At 63.0% G+C, this 16,325-nt stretch carries 13 protein-coding genes; 6 read left to right on the forward strand and 7 right to left on the reverse strand.

The features are described from left to right. Positions 1-67: 67 nt before the first annotated feature. Positions 68-2,524, reverse strand: a complete 2,457-nt coding sequence (locus tag AAHB16_RS17535) for a carbohydrate-binding family V/XII (RefSeq protein ID WP_342051580.1) — start codon at positions 2,522-2,524, stop codon at positions 68-70. Positions 2,525-2,766: 242 nt separating this feature from the next. Between AAHB16_RS17535 and AAHB16_RS17540 the strand changes: the two genes are divergently transcribed. Next, positions 2,767-3,903 (forward strand): metallophosphoesterase, encoded by a 1,137-nt coding sequence (locus AAHB16_RS17540; protein ID WP_342051613.1) that lies wholly within the window; start codon positions 2,767-2,769, stop codon positions 3,901-3,903. A gap of 36 nt (positions 3,904-3,939) precedes the next feature. Here the strand turns inward: AAHB16_RS17540 and ettA are convergent, their stop codons facing one another. Beyond that, a complete protein-coding gene (ettA, locus tag AAHB16_RS17545) occupies positions 3,940-5,607 on the reverse strand; it encodes an energy-dependent translational throttle protein EttA (protein ID WP_150373582.1) in 1,668 nt (555 codons plus the stop codon). A 134-nt stretch (positions 5,608-5,741) separates the two neighbouring features. Here ettA and AAHB16_RS17550 point away from each other — a divergent pair, with 134 nt between their 5' ends. Next, the gene (locus AAHB16_RS17550; protein WP_150373581.1) at positions 5,742-5,963 is read left to right on the forward strand and encodes a hypothetical protein; all 222 of its coding nucleotides are present in this window, start codon (positions 5,742-5,744) and stop codon (positions 5,961-5,963) included. Between the two features lie 49 nt (positions 5,964-6,012). Then, positions 6,013-6,531, forward strand: a complete 519-nt coding sequence (locus tag AAHB16_RS17555; protein ID WP_150373953.1) for a M48 family metallopeptidase — start codon at positions 6,013-6,015, stop codon at positions 6,529-6,531. Here AAHB16_RS17555 and AAHB16_RS17560 read toward each other — a convergent pair. Together AAHB16_RS17560 and AAHB16_RS17565 are read right to left on the reverse strand one after the other, a co-directional pair. Further along, the gene (locus AAHB16_RS17560; RefSeq protein WP_342051581.1) at positions 6,516-7,400 is read right to left on the reverse strand and encodes an endo alpha-1,4 polygalactosaminidase; all 885 of its coding nucleotides are present in this window, start codon (positions 7,398-7,400) and stop codon (positions 6,516-6,518) included. The genes AAHB16_RS17555 and AAHB16_RS17560 overlap by 16 nt on opposite strands. A 246-nt stretch (positions 7,401-7,646) precedes the next feature. Next, the gene (locus AAHB16_RS17565; RefSeq protein ID WP_342051582.1) at positions 7,647-8,585 is read right to left on the reverse strand and encodes a VirK/YbjX family protein; all 939 of its coding nucleotides are present in this window, start codon (positions 8,583-8,585) and stop codon (positions 7,647-7,649) included. 150 nt (positions 8,586-8,735) lie between these two features. On the opposite strand from AAHB16_RS17565, the gene AAHB16_RS17570 reads away from it, so the two are divergent. After that, positions 8,736-9,452, forward strand: coding sequence for an HAD family hydrolase (locus AAHB16_RS17570; RefSeq protein WP_150373578.1), 717 nt, complete (start codon positions 8,736-8,738; stop codon positions 9,450-9,452). Positions 9,453-9,484: 32 nt separating this feature from the next. Here AAHB16_RS17570 and AAHB16_RS17575 read toward each other — a convergent pair whose 3' ends face one another. Then, the gene (locus tag AAHB16_RS17575; protein WP_342051583.1) at positions 9,485-11,722 is read right to left on the reverse strand and encodes a phosphocholine-specific phospholipase C; all 2,238 of its coding nucleotides are present in this window, start codon (positions 11,720-11,722) and stop codon (positions 9,485-9,487) included. A 514-nt stretch (positions 11,723-12,236) separates the two neighbouring features. Here AAHB16_RS17575 and AAHB16_RS17580 point away from each other — a divergent pair. Then, on the forward strand, positions 12,237-13,175 hold the full coding sequence (locus tag AAHB16_RS17580; RefSeq protein ID WP_342051584.1) for an HNH endonuclease: 939 nt from the start codon (positions 12,237-12,239) through the stop codon (positions 13,173-13,175). A gap of 13 nt (positions 13,176-13,188) precedes the next feature. Continuing rightward, the gene (locus tag AAHB16_RS17585) at positions 13,189-13,899 is read left to right on the forward strand and encodes a hypothetical protein (RefSeq protein WP_342051585.1); all 711 of its coding nucleotides are present in this window, start codon (positions 13,189-13,191) and stop codon (positions 13,897-13,899) included. Between the two features lie 44 nt (positions 13,900-13,943). Here the strand turns inward: AAHB16_RS17585 and AAHB16_RS17590 are convergent, their stop codons facing one another. Together AAHB16_RS17590 and AAHB16_RS17595 are read right to left on the reverse strand one after the other, a co-directional pair. Continuing rightward, a complete protein-coding gene (locus tag AAHB16_RS17590; protein WP_342051586.1) occupies positions 13,944-15,074 on the reverse strand; it encodes a hypothetical protein in 1,131 nt (376 codons plus the stop codon). Then, the gene (locus AAHB16_RS17595) at positions 15,071-15,649 is read right to left on the reverse strand and encodes a DUF4365 domain-containing protein (RefSeq protein WP_342051587.1); all 579 of its coding nucleotides are present in this window, start codon (positions 15,647-15,649) and stop codon (positions 15,071-15,073) included. The genes AAHB16_RS17590 and AAHB16_RS17595 overlap by 4 nt, the downstream gene beginning before the upstream one ends. Positions 15,650-16,325 lie beyond the last annotated feature (676 nt).

Genomic DNA, 16,325 nt, shown 5'->3' on the forward strand with positions numbered 1-16,325 from the left:
GAGGTTACGTCCGCACCGCCCACGCGACCATTCAAAGTTTTCGGCGACGAGTTAAGCGGATTCGAAGCTAGCGGCGAAAGCCGTGAAACCCGCCGCCACCGAATCGTCCACCGCCGCCGCCCCCTGCAAAGCGTCCGCCCCCGCCCGCACCCGCGCCGCCAAAGCGCCCCTGCCATTGCTGCGCCGCGCCGGCCGTGCGCTGGTCGCCGAGCTGCCGCGCATGCTGCTGGCTATCGAGCCCGCTGGTGACCTGTCTTGTCGATTCGGCGTTGGCATTATTCGACTGCACAGGCTCCCAGCCATTCGACGTGTGCTTCTGCCATCCATCGTCGGTCCGTTGATAGACGTTGCCATCGTGGCCCGCATACACGTTACCGTTGTTCCAGGCCACCGCGTTGTCCTTGCCCGGATTCGCGACCACGCCGCGACTGCCCGCCGTCTGCGCGCCCGTCTGCGTGTTGCCCGTGACGCCGGCCTCCGCCGCGCCGATACGTCCGGTCTGCGCGTTGTAGCCCGCCACCTGCCGGCCGGCCGCATAGTCGCCCGTCGCCGCATTGCCGACGACGCCCCCGCGCCCCGCGCCCGCGCTGCCCGTGGACGGATTCGAGAACGAGCCCTGCCGCCCCGCCGCGTAGTTGCCCGAGTACGGATTGAACGCGGCCCCACGGCTCCCCTGAAACTGCGCGCCCGTCGCGGGGTTGTAGCCCGATGCCGCCGCGCCGCGCCACTGCGTGCCCGTCCACGCGTTCCAGCCCTGCGCATGCGTGACCGTGCCCTGCCCCCATCGGCCATAGACGTTGGCCTGGTTCACGTTCACGTAGTTCCATCCGTACGCGCCGCCCCAATAAGGTCCCCAGTAAGGCGTGGCCGCGCCCCAGATCGCACCGGCCGCAAACCCGAACGCAAACCCTTCGGCCATGCCGATACCGAACCCCGCGCCATAGCCATAGGTCGGGGGATAGCCGTAGTACACGGTGCCCACATAGGGCGGGTACACATAACCGGTGCCATAGACCACGGTGCCTGCTGGCCCGACCACCACGCCCATATAGCCCGGCGTATAGCCGACCACGACGACATCGGGCGTCACCGAGTAGATGCGCACGTACGTCACGTAGTAGAGCGGCGAGCTCGGCGGCATCGCGTAGATCGCGGCCGGTACCTCGGTGGCCACGCTCCACGGTCCCGTCGGCGACGGCGCGACAAACCAGATGCCGTTGGCCACCGCGAAGAAACGCCCGCCCACATCGATGACAGGCGTACCGGTATTGGCGGCGTATTGCAGCAACGTGCCATCGATCGCCTCGAAGCGCGGCGCGCCGTCGTACGCCACGGTCAGCGACGCCTTCGCGCGCGATACCGACGCGGTCTGCGGAATGTTCGCGGCGATCTCCGCCTCGCGTGCCTGCGGGGTGCCCGGCACCGACACCAGCACGTTGGCCTTCGGATCGTTCGGCGAGATCTTCGCAAAGTCGGCCGGCAGCTGATCGCCGGGAACGTACTCCCATGGCCCGGTCAGCATCGGCGCGCGAAACCATCGGCCTGACAGCAGCAGGTACGACTGATTCGACGTCGGGTCGACGAACACCGCGTGGTCGGCATTGGCCACGGTCAGCAGTCCCACGCCGTTCACGGGCGCCATCTGCGGCGCGCCGTTCGTCACGATCAGTTCGGCCGGACGCGTGGCCAGCAGCACGGCGGGCGCCGACGGCGGCTTGCGGCCATCGGCGGGCAGCATCGGGTCCGGCTTCGGTGCCTCGGCCTTGCTGGCCGCGGCGAGCAGCGACGCCGGCGGCGTCGGCATCGGCTCCCATGCCCCGCCCGCGGACTCGGAGCGGTACCAGTACCCCGCGGCTTGCAGAAAGAGTTCGCCCGACTCGTCGCGCAGCAGCAGCGCGCGGCTGTTGAGCGCGCGCTCGTAATGGCTCCCCGCCATCCTGCGCCAGGCCGGATCGCCATCGACGAGCACGAGCACCGTCGGCGTGGTCGCGAACAGGATCTGCGGCACATCGTTGCGAACCGCCACGCGCTGGCCCTGCGCGATCTGCTGCGCCACGGCATAGCTCGCCTGCAGCTGCTCGAGCGGCACGGTGAGCCCCTGCGGCGGCAGTTGCGCGATCAGCGCCTGCCGCACCTGCTCGGCGGCATCGGGCCGCGTGGGCACGTCCACGCTGTCGATGCGTAGTTGCGACAGCTGGACGAGGCCCGATGGCTTGTCGATATCGGCGGTGGCCGAGAACCGGGCCACGCCATAGGTGGGCGCGCCGTCCTTCGGTCCCACCGCGACCGCCGCGCGACCGCCAAGCTGATTGCCCTCCCAGCGCTCGATCTGCGGCTGATAGACCTCGATATGCTGGCCCGCCGCGTCGAACTGCCGCGGCCACTGCAGCGAGGCACGCGCGGCGGCGGCTTTGGACGCGGTGGGCGCGGCCACGGCGGGCGGCGGCGTCAGCCACCACAGCGCGGCGACCAGACAGGCGGCGGCGCGGAAATCGAGACCTAAGTCGAAACGGATGCGTGGCATACGGGTTCGCGCTCCATGATCGGTGCCTCAATCTAAATTAGCGCGTATTCCGGAACAATCGGACACAAAAAACTTCAGACCGCGCCGGAATTCCTGCATATCGGCGCGCGGACGTCGCGATCCGCGCCAAACCAGTGCATGACGGGTGCGTGGCGGGCGACTTCGCATCGCGCCCTTGAAGCCGCGCGCATCCGGCCTCATTTCAGCCAGATGTCTCCTCTCGTGGAAACACCATGAGCTCCATGCGTCCGCGCCGCGCGATTCTATTCTCCGCGCTGACCCCGATCCTGCTGCATTCCTATATCGGCTTCCGGCTCGTGCCGGACCTGCCGGGCCCCCTGGCCATCAAGGTCGCGTTTGCGATCTTCCTCGCGATCTCCGCGCTGCTGGTGCCCGCGGGCATGCGCGCGCGACGCTACGAGCCGCCCTGGGCGGACCGTATCAGCTGGATCGGCATGCTGGCGATGGGGCTGTTCTCGTCGCTACTGGTCCTCACGTTCCTGCGCGACATCTTCCTGCTGGTTTCGCTATTGGCCGGATGGCATACACCTGCCTTGCTGGAAACCAGCGCGGTAGTGCCCCCCGTACTCGCCCTCGTTGTCAGCGCGATCGGTTTCTTCAACGCGCGCGGCGTCGCGAAGGTGGTCGAGGTCGATGTACCCGTGGCGGGGCTGCCGGCCGCGCTCCAGGGGTTCACCATCGCGCAGATCAGCGATATCCACGTGGGGCCGACGATCAAGGGCCCGTATATCGACCGCATCGTCGATCGCGTGAACGGCCTCGATGCCGATGCGGTGGCCATTACCGGGGACCTCGTCGATGGCAGCGTGCGCGACCTGTCGCGGCATACGGCGCCGCTGGGACGGCTCGCCTCGCGTCACGGCACCTTCGTGGTGACGGGCAACCATGAGTATTACGCGGGCGCGGAAGCGTGGATCGACGAGCTTCGGCGCATCGGCCTGCGCGTCCTGCTCAACGAACATGTGGTGGTGGAGCGCGACGGCGCGTCGCTGGTGCTGGGGGGCGTGACGGATTTCACCGCTGGCCAGTTCATCCCGAGCCATCGGAGCGACCCTGTGCAGGCGCTCACCGGGGCGCCGGCCGATGCGGCCGTACGCGTGCTGCTGGCCCATCAACCGCGCAGCGCGCCCGCCGCGGCGGCGGCCGGATTCGACTTGCAGCTGTCGGGACACACGCATGGCGGCCAGTTCTGGCCATGGAACCTGTTCGTCCCGATGCAGCAGCCGTATGTGCACGGGCTGCGGCGGCATGAGCGGATGTGGATCTACGTCAGCCGCGGCACCGGATACTGGGGCCCGCCGAAACGGTTCGGCGCCCCATCGGAGATCACCCGGGTGCGGCTCGTTGCGGCCAAATGAAATGGCCCGAGCCGCTGCCCGCAGCGATCACACGCTTCAACGCGTGATGGGCTTGTAGCGGATACGCTTCGGCTTCGCGGCCTCTTCGCCAAGGCGGCGCTTCTTGTCCGCCTCGTACTCCTGATAGTTGCCCGCGAAGAACTCCACGTGCGAATCGCCTTCGAACGCGAGGATGTGCGTGGCGATACGATCGAGGAACCAGCGATCGTGGGAGATGACCATCACGCAGCCCGCGAACTCGAGCAGCGCATCTTCCAGCGCGCGCAGCGTTTCCACGTCGAGGTCGTTCGACGGTTCATCCAGCAGCAGCACGTTGCCGCCCGCGATCAGCGTCTTGGCCATATGCAGACGGCCGCGCTCGCCGCCCGACAGCGTGCCCACCTGCTTCTGCTGGTCGCCGCCCTTGAAGTTGAAGCGGCCGATATAGGCGCGCGACGGCGTTTCGTAGCGGCCCACGGTCAGCACATCCGCGCCGCCCGAGATTTCCTCGAACACGGTCTTGGTGCCATCGAGCGCATCGCGGCTCTGGTCCACGTACGCGAGCTTCACGGTCGGCCCGATCTTGATCTCGCCGCTATCCGGCGTTTCCTTGCCCGTGATCATGCGGAAGAACGTCGACTTGCCGGCGCCGTTCGGGCCGATGATGCCGACGATCGCGCCCGGCGGCACCTTGAAGCTCAGGTTGTCGATCAGCAGGCGGTCGCCATAGGCCTTGCTCACGCCGTCGAACTCGATGACCTCGTTACCCAGGCGCTCGCCCACCGGGATAAAGATTTCCTGCGTCTCGTTGCGCTTCTGGTATTCCTGGCTGTTCAGTTCGTCGAACCGCGCGAGACGCGCCTTCGACTTGGCCTGACGGCCCTTCGGGTTCTGACGCACCCACTCCAGTTCCTTCTGCAGTGCCTTCTGGCGCGCGGACTCGCTTGCCTCTTCCTGCTTCAGGCGGTTTTCCTTCTGGTCCAGCCACGAGCTGTAGTTGCCCTTCCACGGAATGCCATGGCCACGGTCGAGTTCGAGAATCCACTCGGCCGCGTTGTCGAGGAAGTAGCGATCGTGGGTCACGGCCACCACGGTGCCGGGGAAGCGCGTAAGGAACTGCTCGAGCCAATCGACCGATTCCGCATCCAGGTGGTTGGTCGGTTCGTCGAGCAGCAGCATGTCGGGGCGCGACAGCAGCAGGCGGCACAGCGCGACACGGCGCTTTTCACCGCCGGACAGGTTGCCGACCTTGGCATCCCACGCCGGCAGGCGCAGCGCATCGGCCGCGATATCGAGCTGCAGTTCGGCATTGTTGCCGTCGCTGGCCGACAGGATCGCCTCGTACTTGGCCTGCTCGGCGGCCAACGCGTCGAAGTCCGCATCGGGCTCGGCATACGCGGCATAGATCTCGTCGAGCTTCTTGCGTGCCTCGAACACGCCGCCGAGCGCCGCTTCCACGGACTCGCGCACGGTCTGCTCGGGATCGAGCTCGGGCTCCTGCGACAGGTAGCCGATATTGAGGTTCGGCATCGGCGTGGCTTCGCCCTCGATCTCCTGATCGAGGCCCGCCATGATCTTCAGCAGCGTGGACTTGCCCGAGCCGTTCAGGCCCAGCACGCCGATCTTGGCGCCCGGAAAGAACGACAGCGAGATGTCCTTGAGAATGTGACGCTTGGGCGGAACGATCTTGCCCACGCGATTCATGGTGAAAACGTACTGAGCCATGGCAGCGGTATTGGGTGGAATTGCGATGGGCGAAGTGTAGCAGGCGGACCGTGAAGCGCCCTTGCATCGGCGATCGCCCGCCCCCATTACAATACGGCCCTCGGATTCCGATCCGCATTGCCACCACACGCCCGATGAAGCCCGCCCTGACCCTGAAGTTCAAGTGCAAGAAGTGCACGAAGCCCGTCACGCTGTACCTGCAAAAAACCTCCGCCTGCTCGCATATCACGCCCTATCAGGGCTTCTGCAAGTGCGGCGAGCTGATGCGCCACGCCACCGGCGACAAGGACGCCGTCGAGTCGTTCGTGAACTCGTTCGACAACAGCTGGATGCACCACCACCATCACCACCACTGAACGGTAGCCGTACGTCATGGAAAGCTGGCGCCTGACCGCGAAGGATCCGATGCGTTTTCTGGGGGGATACCCGGCGAACGTGCTCGACCAGGTGCGCGCGATGATGGCTGCCGGCAAGCTCGGCGAGCATATTGCGCGGCGCTATCCGCAGCGGCATACCGTTCAGACGGACCGCGCGCTCTACGACTACACCACCGAGCTGAAACAGGAATACCTGCGCAGCGCGCCGCCGCTGCACAAGGTGGGCTATGACGCGCGGCTCGATACCGCGCAGCATGCGCTCGGCCTGCATACCGCGATCTCCCGCGTGCAGGGCGGCAAGCTGAAAGCCAAGAAGGAAATCCGCGTGGCGTCGCTGTTCAAGGACGCGCCGCCGGAATTCCTGCGCATGATCGTCGTGCATGAACTCGCTCACCTGAAGGAGAGCGATCACAACAAGGCGTTCTACCGGCTCTGCGAACATATGGAGCCGCACTACCACCAGCTCGAGTTCGACACCCGCCTGTATCTGGCGTGGCGCGAACTCGATGCGGCGCAGGGCAAGGCCCCGGCTCAATCGCAGCTGTAGCGGTATCCGTCGTTGAGACTCAGCGGCAGCACCAGCGTGCGCAGATTCAACGCCCGCGCCGAGGCGCACAACGGCGCGCGCGTGGCATCGACCTTGTACTTCGTGTCGTACTCCACCTGAAACACCGGCTTGCCCTGCGTGGTGAACGCCGAGTACACCCCGCACTCGTTGTACTGGAAGCACTGCTCGTTGACGGCGAAGTCGAAGTCCGAGGCAAGCTGCGCCACCTGATCCACGTCGTTCTTGAGCCCGATGGCCAGCCCGCGCGCATGCGCCTGCGCGGCCAGATAGCGGTTGTAGTCGAGCTGTGTGGCGGCCGTGAGCGGCAGGCCCGTGTTGTTGGTATAGCCATCGACGTTGTCGGTGTCGATGCCGTCGCAACCCTTGGCCTTGGCCATATCCATGCGCGCCGCCATGATCGCGCGCACGTTGGCCGAACGCGTATCGAGCCAGCGTTCGCCGGGCCAGCCCGAGAGACCGTTGCCCATGTCGCTGGCCTGGAACTGCCCGAAGTCCGCGCGCCAGTTCTCGCTGCTGCCCGCGGAGAAATAGCAGACCACGCGCTTGCCCTGCGACTTCAGCAGATTGATGGTCGCCTGCGGCGTGTCGTACATGTCGATGTCGTACACGGCCGCGTTGTAGCCGATATTGGCCGTGCCCTGCAATTGCAGCTGCCAGGTATCGCCAAGCTGCGGCGCCCAGCGTGAGGTCGTGGGTTGCGTGCCGGCGTTGGTATTGCCGGTATTCCCGTTGCCGGCATTCCCGCTGCCGGTATTCCCCGTGCCGGTATTCCCGCTGCCGTTCGATCCACCGGATGCCGTTCCGGAGGTCGTCCCGGAGGTCGTATTGGTACCAGCGCTATCGCTCACGCGCACGGTCGAACCACCCGAATCATCCCCGCCACCGCCGCATGCGGTGAGCGCACCGCTCGCACATGCGGTCAGCAGGCACACGAAGGCCTGGCTTGTGAATTTGCCAAACATAACGCCCCTTCAGTAACAGCCCCGAATAGTGAGTGCCCGTCCTGTCGTCCGGATGGGATCGCGGGGCGGGTCGTCGATGTATTTGGGGATCGATTATCTATTGGGGGTCTTACGGAATGTGCGCTGCCGAACTTAAGCCGCGGCGCAATGAGGCGAGAATGCAACAACGTGCGTCCGATCAATGTAACCAGACGTAACGAGCACTTCCTGAAGCGATATTTCGAGCGCCTGCTCGAGCGCGTAACGGCGCCGATACTGCGCGCGCTTGTGCGACGGCACGGCCTCGATCGGCTTGCGCGGAAGGCTCGCCGGTAACCGGTAATCGGCGCCCACTCGGGTCGCGCCCATCTCCTCCCAGAAATCGTCGAAGTCCGCGCGCACGCGACCGCGTGTGCGCGCGTTGTCCTGATAGATATGCGCGTCGTTGGGAACGCCTAGCAGCTGGCGAATGCCTGAGTGCGCGGCAAGCGCATAGAGGGCGACGAGCAGCGCCTGCTTCGGTCGCAGTCCATGCAGATCGCGCGTGGCCTGGCGCTGCAACGCGAGCGCATCGTCATTGCGGAGCCCCTGCATGCAACCGATATCGAGCGCGAGACCGTCGCCAAAGCGATGCACCGCAAACGCCGCGAGCATCAGCGGCGCATCGTCGATCATCAGCGCCATCGCCAGTTCGCCTTCCTTGCCATTGCGTCCGGCCGTCATCAGCTCGATGCGATAGGTCGCGGAGAGCCGCGCAAGCACGACACGCCCGTCGTGCAACAGGGCACTCGTCACTGCCGGCGACAAGGCGTCACGCATCCAGCGATAGTGATCGAGCAGATAACAGAGCTTCTGGGCCGTGGGCAACGCGGTTCGCAGATAAGGCCGCTGCAACCGAAACATCAGCGACCGATCGTGCCGCGCCATCTCGCGCATGCGCCCATCGGAGAGAACAAAACGCGCCCATGCGCAGGACGCCCGATAACTCGCCATCGCGCGCAACAGGTACTTCCAGTAGTCCCTGCTGAACACGGAAGTGGCGACGAACGACGCCGACGCAATAAGCAACAACAGCGGAAGCTTGCCGAACATGACACCCACACGGCACGCCGGCCGTCCTCGCAAAACTTCCCACTCTAGGGAGCCTGCGCGGGCTTTCCATCGGCTAACGCTTAAACGTTTACACTATCGATGCTTTTCCGCTTCCTGCCACGGCGCCACATCACGCGCGCCGACTGCCCCATGCCTCTGAAACACATCGCCGCCATTTCCCTCGACCTCGACGACACGCTGTGGCCCTTTCTGCCCGCGGTGCTCGGTGCCGAACAGGCGCTGCACGACTGGCTGATCGCGAACGCGCCGGGCACATCGCGCACGCTGACCACGCCGCAGTCGTTGCGCGAACTGCGCATCCGGTTTCAGGAAGAACGTCCGGACCTGAGCCATGACATGCGCGCATTGCGGCTGGGGTCGATCCGCTGGGCACTCGAACACGCCGAAGAAGATGTCGCACTGGCCGAAGCCGCCTACGACGTCTTCTTCGCGGCGCGGCAGCGCGTGGCGTTCTACGAGGACGCGCTGCCCGCGCTGCAATGGCTGAGCGCGCGGTACCCGCTGGTGGCCGTATCGAACGGCAACGCCAACCTGCAGGTCACGGGCGGCCACGAGTATTTCAAGGCCGCATTCAGCGCGCAGACGTTCGGCAGCGGCAAACCCGAAGCCGCGATCTTCCATGCGGCGGCGGAGGCCGTGGGCGTGGCGCCCGAACGCATCCTGCATGTCGGTGACGATGCGGATCTCGATGTGGTGGGGGCGATGAGCGCGGGCATGCATGCCGCATGGGTCGTGCGCGGCGAGGTGGGCGAGGCGCCGGTCCCGGTGAAGTGGGACCGGACCACGCCGGCGCCGCACCTCATCGTGTCGGACTTGACGGCGTTGTGCCGGGCGTTGGAACGATAGGCTCGCTCGGCTGTTGTTCCCCCCGCCCCCGATCAACCCAGCACAGTCCCCATCGCCGGATCACTCACCGAGTGCTGACCATTCTCCACCCGGCCAGCAAACCGACGATAAAACGCCGAATCGCTATCGCAGGTCACAGCAAAGTCGTACCAGTGCCCGCTATCGGCCAACGACCACTGGCGCGTGACCACTGCGCCGGCAGCCACGGCCACCTGCACGGGCGCATCCTTCCGATAAGCCAGCGGCGTAATCGTGAAGTTGCCAGCGGCCTTGCCACCGTTCTTCAGATCGACATACACATCGCCATTCGTGTCGTAGCAAACCCGAATCTCCGGTGCAACGGCAGACGCCGAGATGCGATTCAGATCGCCCTTGAAATGACGGTGATAGCCATTGGGACCCAGCACCCACAGGTCGTACATGCCGAGGTTATCGATCCGCGCATTCCACGTATCGCTCAACGTCTTGCCCGCCTCGACGGTATAGCGACGCGGCAGCCGGCCGAGGTTCAGACGGTCGTAGACATGGAACACGGCGCCCTGCTTGCCCGAGTTCGCAAACACGAGCTCGACCGTGCCCGACGCATTGGCATGCGCCGTCGTATGGAGCTCGTAAGGGAGCGCGCGTGACGGACGTGTACCGCTTTCCTGCAGCGGCAGCTTCATATCGACCGGCACCGGCACGGCGGGCAGCGCTGCCTGCGCAGCGCGCAGTGCATCCGCGGTCGTGCGCGTACTACGCCCGCCGAGCGAAGCCAGTGCCTCGGCATTCGGGGTCGCGAAGTTGAACGCGCTGGTCAGATCGCCGCAGACGGCGCGACGGAACGGCGAGATATTCGGCTCCTGCACCCCAAAGCGCGCCTCGAGGAAACGCAGCACCGAGGTGTGATCGAACACCTGCGAGTTCACCCAGCCGCCGCGGCTCCAGGGCGAGATCACGAACATCGGCACACGCGGTCCCGGGCCGAACACCTTGCCATCGCGCGCCGGCTGGTTTGTGCTGCCAGCGGGCGGGTTGAAGGTGTAGTACTCGTACTTCATGTCGTCATCGGACAGCGTCGTCTTGCCGGCGAGCGTGTTGTCCGGGTTGCGCGAAGGCGGCGACGGCGACGGCACGTGATCGAAGTAGCCATCGTTCTCGTCGTAGTTGACGAGCAGAACGGTCTTGCTCCAGACCTCGGGGTTCGCGGTCAGCGCATCGAGAATTTCCTGAATAAACCAGCCGCCCTGCACGGGGCTGGACGGCCCCGGGTGCTCGCAATAGATGGACGGCGCGCTGACCCAGCTCACCTGCGGCAGCTTGCCCGCGGCGATATCGCGCTTGAAGGCATCGAGGTACGTGTCGGGCGTGGTGCCCGGCAGCGTATTGGCCACGCCCTTGTACAGCGGATTGCCCGGATTGTCCGTGGCGGCGTCGTACGCCTTGTACGGCAGCGCCTGCCCGGTGTTGGCGTAAGGCGCATTCGGCGAACCGCCGCTCGACACGGGGAAGCCCGACGCGAGGTTGGCCTGACGGAACTGACGGAACGCGCCGAGCATGTTGTCGCCCCACTCGTCCGGCATGTTCTGATAGCAGATCCAGTTCACGCCGGCCTCTTCCAGACGCTCCGCGTAGGTCTTCCACGTGTAACCGACGTTGGCCGAAGCGGGCAGGCCATCGATATAGTCCCACTCATTGACCACGTAGGCCACGTTCTGCGCGGTCGGACCGTTGGTGCCGGTCAGATGGAACGAACGATTGGCATCGGTACCGGTATGCATCGAGCAGTGGTACGAGTCGCACAGCGTAAAGGCGTTGGCCAGCGCGAAGTGGAACGGGACTTCCTTCTCCTTGAAGTACCCCATGGAGGTGTCCGTCTTGTACTGCGCCCAGTTGCTCATGCGCCCCGAGTCCCACGCATTCTGCGAATCGGCCCACGAGTGCGGCGTACCGGAAACGCGCTGCGCGTTATTGGCCGTGCTGTCGAGGTGATAAGGCGTGACCAGCGTACCGTTGGCGCGCGCCTGCTGCCAGACCTTGCGGCCATTGACCATCGGAATGGTCATCCGATCCCCAAACCCGCGGACGCCTGGCAGCGTGCCGAAGTACTGATCGAAGGAGCGGTTCTCCTGCATCAGGATAACGACGTGCTCCACATCCTTGATGGTGCCCGTGGCGTTGTTGGCGGGAATGGCCAGCGCCTTGCGAATGCTCGGCGGAAACGCGGCCAGCGCGGCGGCGGACAAGCCAGTACCAGCGGCCGCCTTCAGGAAGTTACGACGTGAATTCATTGCTCGATCTTGTGCGAGAGATTGCGGGGGAGACGACGCGGAGCGCAGCGGTGGGTACGCTTTTTATGGCATTCGCCGGTACCCAGGACGCCGATCAGTCCGGCGCGCAGCTCTTGGAAGGCGCCGGATTCGGCTGACCAGTCGTCGGCGGATTCGTCGGCTGATTCGGATTCGCCGGGGTAGACGGCGCATCATCGCCACCGCAAGCGGCCAGCGCAGCGGTCACCAGCAACGAGGCGAGCAATGTTTTGAGAGAAGGACGGGCAAACATGGTGTCAGGCGATTGATCAGGTCAATCGCGTTGGAATGTTTTATGGGAGGGACATGTGAGGCGGGGTGGAGTTTAGGGAGGGGTTGTGACAGGGGCGTGATTGATGGGCTACATCAATGTGACAGAGGGGCGTCACAAGGGGTGGGAAATGTCTTAGGCTTATGCTCGGAGTTTTCCGAGTTCGGCTTTGCTTGGTGGAAACAAGCGGGCGAATAATAAAAACGAGCCAAAAAGACAACGGGTATGGATGAACAGTTAGCGCGCGCTGGGGCGATGGCGTTCTATTGGGTGAATGTCGGGAAGACGATCAAGGAAGTCCAGAGTGGTAACTTCCTGTGGGCGCCAGAGGCGTCTCAGTCTGAAACCGGTGCGAGCATGCGACGAGAGCATTGGGAAAACGTCGCCAAGGTCAAAGCCGGCGACGTCATCTTTTGCTATCACGAGAAGAAGATCACTGACATCGCCATCGCAACGCGGGACGCGTACTCAGCGGAACGCCCGGCCACGCGCCTCTTCTCCGAGTGGGGAAACACCGGCAACCGCGTCGATGTAAAGCTCCGTGAATTAGAAACGCCGATACACCGCGACGACATCGCCAGCGATTTCATTTCCCTTTACCAACAGCGGAGCGTGCCCAACCTATTCAACCGCGAAGGGAGAATCAACCAGATATATATGGCACGCTTACTGCCAGATGCCGCTGCGTATCTGCTGGAGCGAGCCCACCTGATTGAGGAGTTCGAAAGCAAGCTGGTCGATCAAAAGCCGAGCAAGAGAAAACTCACAGAGACAACCCGGGAAGCCATCGTCAAAGCCCGCGTAGGCCAAGGCCTGTTCCGAGCCGACCTGCTCCGTATGTGGAATAGCCAGTGCTCTCTCACCGGCCTATCCAATCCCGACCTTCTTATTGCCTCACATATTCACGCCTGGACGCTAAGCGACAACGATCAGCGGATCGATCCCGACAATGGGCTCTTGCTGGCGCCCCATGTGGACCGATTATTTGATCGCGGTCTCATCTCCTTCAACGACAACGGAGAACTGCTTATCAGCCCATCCCTCACGCAGAAAGATCGAGAGCGCCTCGCATTGGATAGGTACACCAAGCTACGACGCATCAGCGCTGAGAACCGCGAATACATGAAGCTGCATCGCGACCGGCACGGCTTCAAATCGGCGTAGTAGGAGGCCATCCATGCTGAACTCGCACGAGCCGCTCGCCACAAGCCTCCCTCACCATGCCTTAACCGAGCCGGCCTCGCCGCCAATCGATCGCCTGCTCGCAGATCTCCATCAGGTCGTTATCGAGTCGCAGTCCGACGCGCTTGAATCGGGAAAGAGCACAGGGTTGCTCTACCGCGTCAGCTCCCTCACGCTAGTAGCAGGATGGCTGGCGACGGTGCTCACATCAATTGGCTTCTATCCCAAGCTTGCCCCATGGGCACTCACCGTCCTCCTATGCGGCATAGTTTCAACAGTGGGCCTGGGGGCACCGTCTTGGATTCGAGCAATCCGAGAATGGAAATCGCTGGAAGCAGACACGGTGGCGGCCGTTGGAAGAAACCTAGCTCGGTGGCATAACACTATTCTGCAGATTCGAGCTACCTACACCCACGACCAGCTAACGTTTGGCAAACGATACGTGTCGGAAGTCGCATCTCAATTGCGCGGGAGGCTCGCATTCATCATCGGAGCCTTCGACAAAGTCGGCGCGATCCCTTTGATTGGAACAACGGCATTTGCCTTGGCCAACTTCAACAAGGGCGGCACCCCATACGTGATGTGGTGTACCGCCGCAGCGGCGGCAGGACTCTTCTATGTCATTGCCATACGGTTCGCCGAGGTTGCGTTTACGCTCGAGCGCTTCGCGTTGATACTTGACCATGCTGCGGTGAAGCAAGCGTAGATCGAATCTCTAAATAGGGGCAGACCAAAGAGATCCGCACGGAATCACCACAGCAACTCAAACTTCTTTACTCCAGTCAGTTGCCGAGGCTGGCGCCCGGGCCTGAGTCTTCCCACCACGCGAATGTAAGCGCCATTACTCATATGGGCTCGATTAGCGTGCTCGTATTCATCCGCCGAAAGGCCGACTCTCGCGCGTACCGTGTCTCCTCCATCTGGCAATAGCAGCGAGAGGACAACATCGCCCGACCTCCGCCCGTCCTGCTCCATTCCCCCTTCCAGTCGCTCGACCGTGCCAATGAAGGTGTCTTCTTCATGTAGCTCCACGGCACGTAGCTCGCGACGAACCTCTTCGATTCGCCAGAAGTAGTCGCGCTGGACCCGTATCGGGCGCTTCTTTTCACCGTCGGTCACCTTCCGCATCGCTGACCAATCGAAACCAACATCCAGCGAGTTATCCACCTGGTCATCATGCATGCCCTGCAAAGCCTCACAGAGGTTGGAAGAGACCATGGGGGTAGTTGACGTTTTGAGATCGTCGATCAAACGATCCAGTTTGTCCGACTCTATCGCCGCAGTCAGTTGAGAAAGCCCATGATGCAGCGCCATGGTGACCTGCCTCACGAAAGGCGTTTCGCTTGCCTCAAAGTGCAGGCTCCCTTGCACCTCCATTGCGTCGATGGGACAGGCGACGTTCAAAACGAAACTTCCTTCTTCGGTTTGACCGAAGCGGGCCGCCCCGACAAACTGCCCCGCCTCGCAAAGCGTGAGTCGTGCATGATGAGTCCGTGGGCGTAGGACCGTGCAGGCTGCCGCTCTCAGTAGCTTTTCGGTGTTCCCTACAAGCGTGGACGCAAAGCTCAATGGCAACGTGCTGTCGTTGCCATCGAAGAAGACACGGAGCCGTACGACGTCATCCCTAAGCGATCGAACTCTCGACACCACCGAGAAGGGTGTCTGTCCCATGAGCTCAGCAAGCTTGTCGATAACAATCTCGACAGACTCCTGATAATCGGGCGCAGTGACGTCCATCGGGTATGTCAGCTGGCGCCTCGGGAACGCTGCATTTTCCAGCATATACAGACGGTCCGCCAACGCTTCGTCCAGCAAAGACCAACCTTGCGCTCGCAGGTAATCGCGCAGGTCCGTTGGTGCAATCGCTTTATCGTTACTCACGCGCCTGCCTCCTCATACTGTGGAATATCGTTGCGAGAAAGCCTGCTCAGCAAGGCCAGCAGTCCTGCACCATCGAACCTCTGCTTCTTAGGGAGATAGACCGTTTGTGCAGTCTTGTTGGTAGAAGCTTTAGCGCCACGAAGGCTCACCCAGTACGCACACTTGTGCAACGAGAGCGCGCAGTCTGTATGGGTGATCCATTCGGATGCCATAGGGGGCAGAAACAAGACGACCAGTATCCGCGGGGTAGAGACCGCCTCGGAACGCAAGTCGTCATAGCGCGGGATGCCAGAAAGGCAATACGAGAACGCATCACCAACTTCCGGCGGCACCTGCATCGTCGCCTTGAGTTGGACTTTGAGGTCGACCTCGCGCCGTTTCCCTCCGGATGGAAATGGCCCCCACGCGGCCAACTTTGCATCAACACCAGCGGCATCCTCGTGGCGGCCGGCGATCTGACAGGAGACGCCGGCAGCGGAAGCTACGGCGTGCAGGTACGCATAACTGAGTTCGGACTCCACGTTCGCGGAGGATAGCGGCTTCATGCTGTTCGACCCCATGACTGCAACCTTCACGTGGTTGCTTCAAGCGACGAACATATTGCTGAGTGTCGGTAGCCGCTATCGGCATTTCTTGAAAGCGTCCCTGGCCACGCTCGTTCGGCAGTACCAAACAAAACGGCCTCCCAGTTGGGAGGCCGCTTCAAAACCTTGGTGCCGGCTGCAGGACTCGAACCCGCCACCTGATGATTACAAATTTTCAATTAAATCAATAAATTACTGATTTTAAGGCAAAAGTAGGCGTGAGGAACACAACTCTAAAGCACTTTAGAATCAGTAACTTAGCGTATCGAAGTCAATGTGGTGTGAGCTTATAGATGTACCGCCTTCGTACTACCAACTAGCACTGATTCAACACTCCGATGAGCGCCAGCAGCACGAAGCGAACGATCCCTCTGACGTGATCTGGTCGATCGAGGCGTTCCATCTCCGCACCGGCGCGTCGGCAGCTCGGCGTTTTCCTAAGTCGCATGCAATAGTTTGGGGGAGGCACCGGCATCGTAAGGCCCCTCAAGTCCCCCAATAGCTCAGTTGCCCTCCTTGCGAGTGCCGCAGTCACCCTGGCCGCTGAGAACATATCGGAGCAATCGACCCAACCCCGTCTTTCATGAAGGCTCTCAGGATCGAATCAGATCAAACTTCGCTGCCTACCCCATACCTGCGGCGGGGGCGAAACATGCGCTCAATTTGC

The sequence above is a fragment of the Cupriavidus sp. OTU4054 genome (assembly GCF_038440175.1).
GTDB lineage: Bacteria > Pseudomonadota > Gammaproteobacteria > Burkholderiales > Burkholderiaceae > Cupriavidus > Cupriavidus pauculus_D.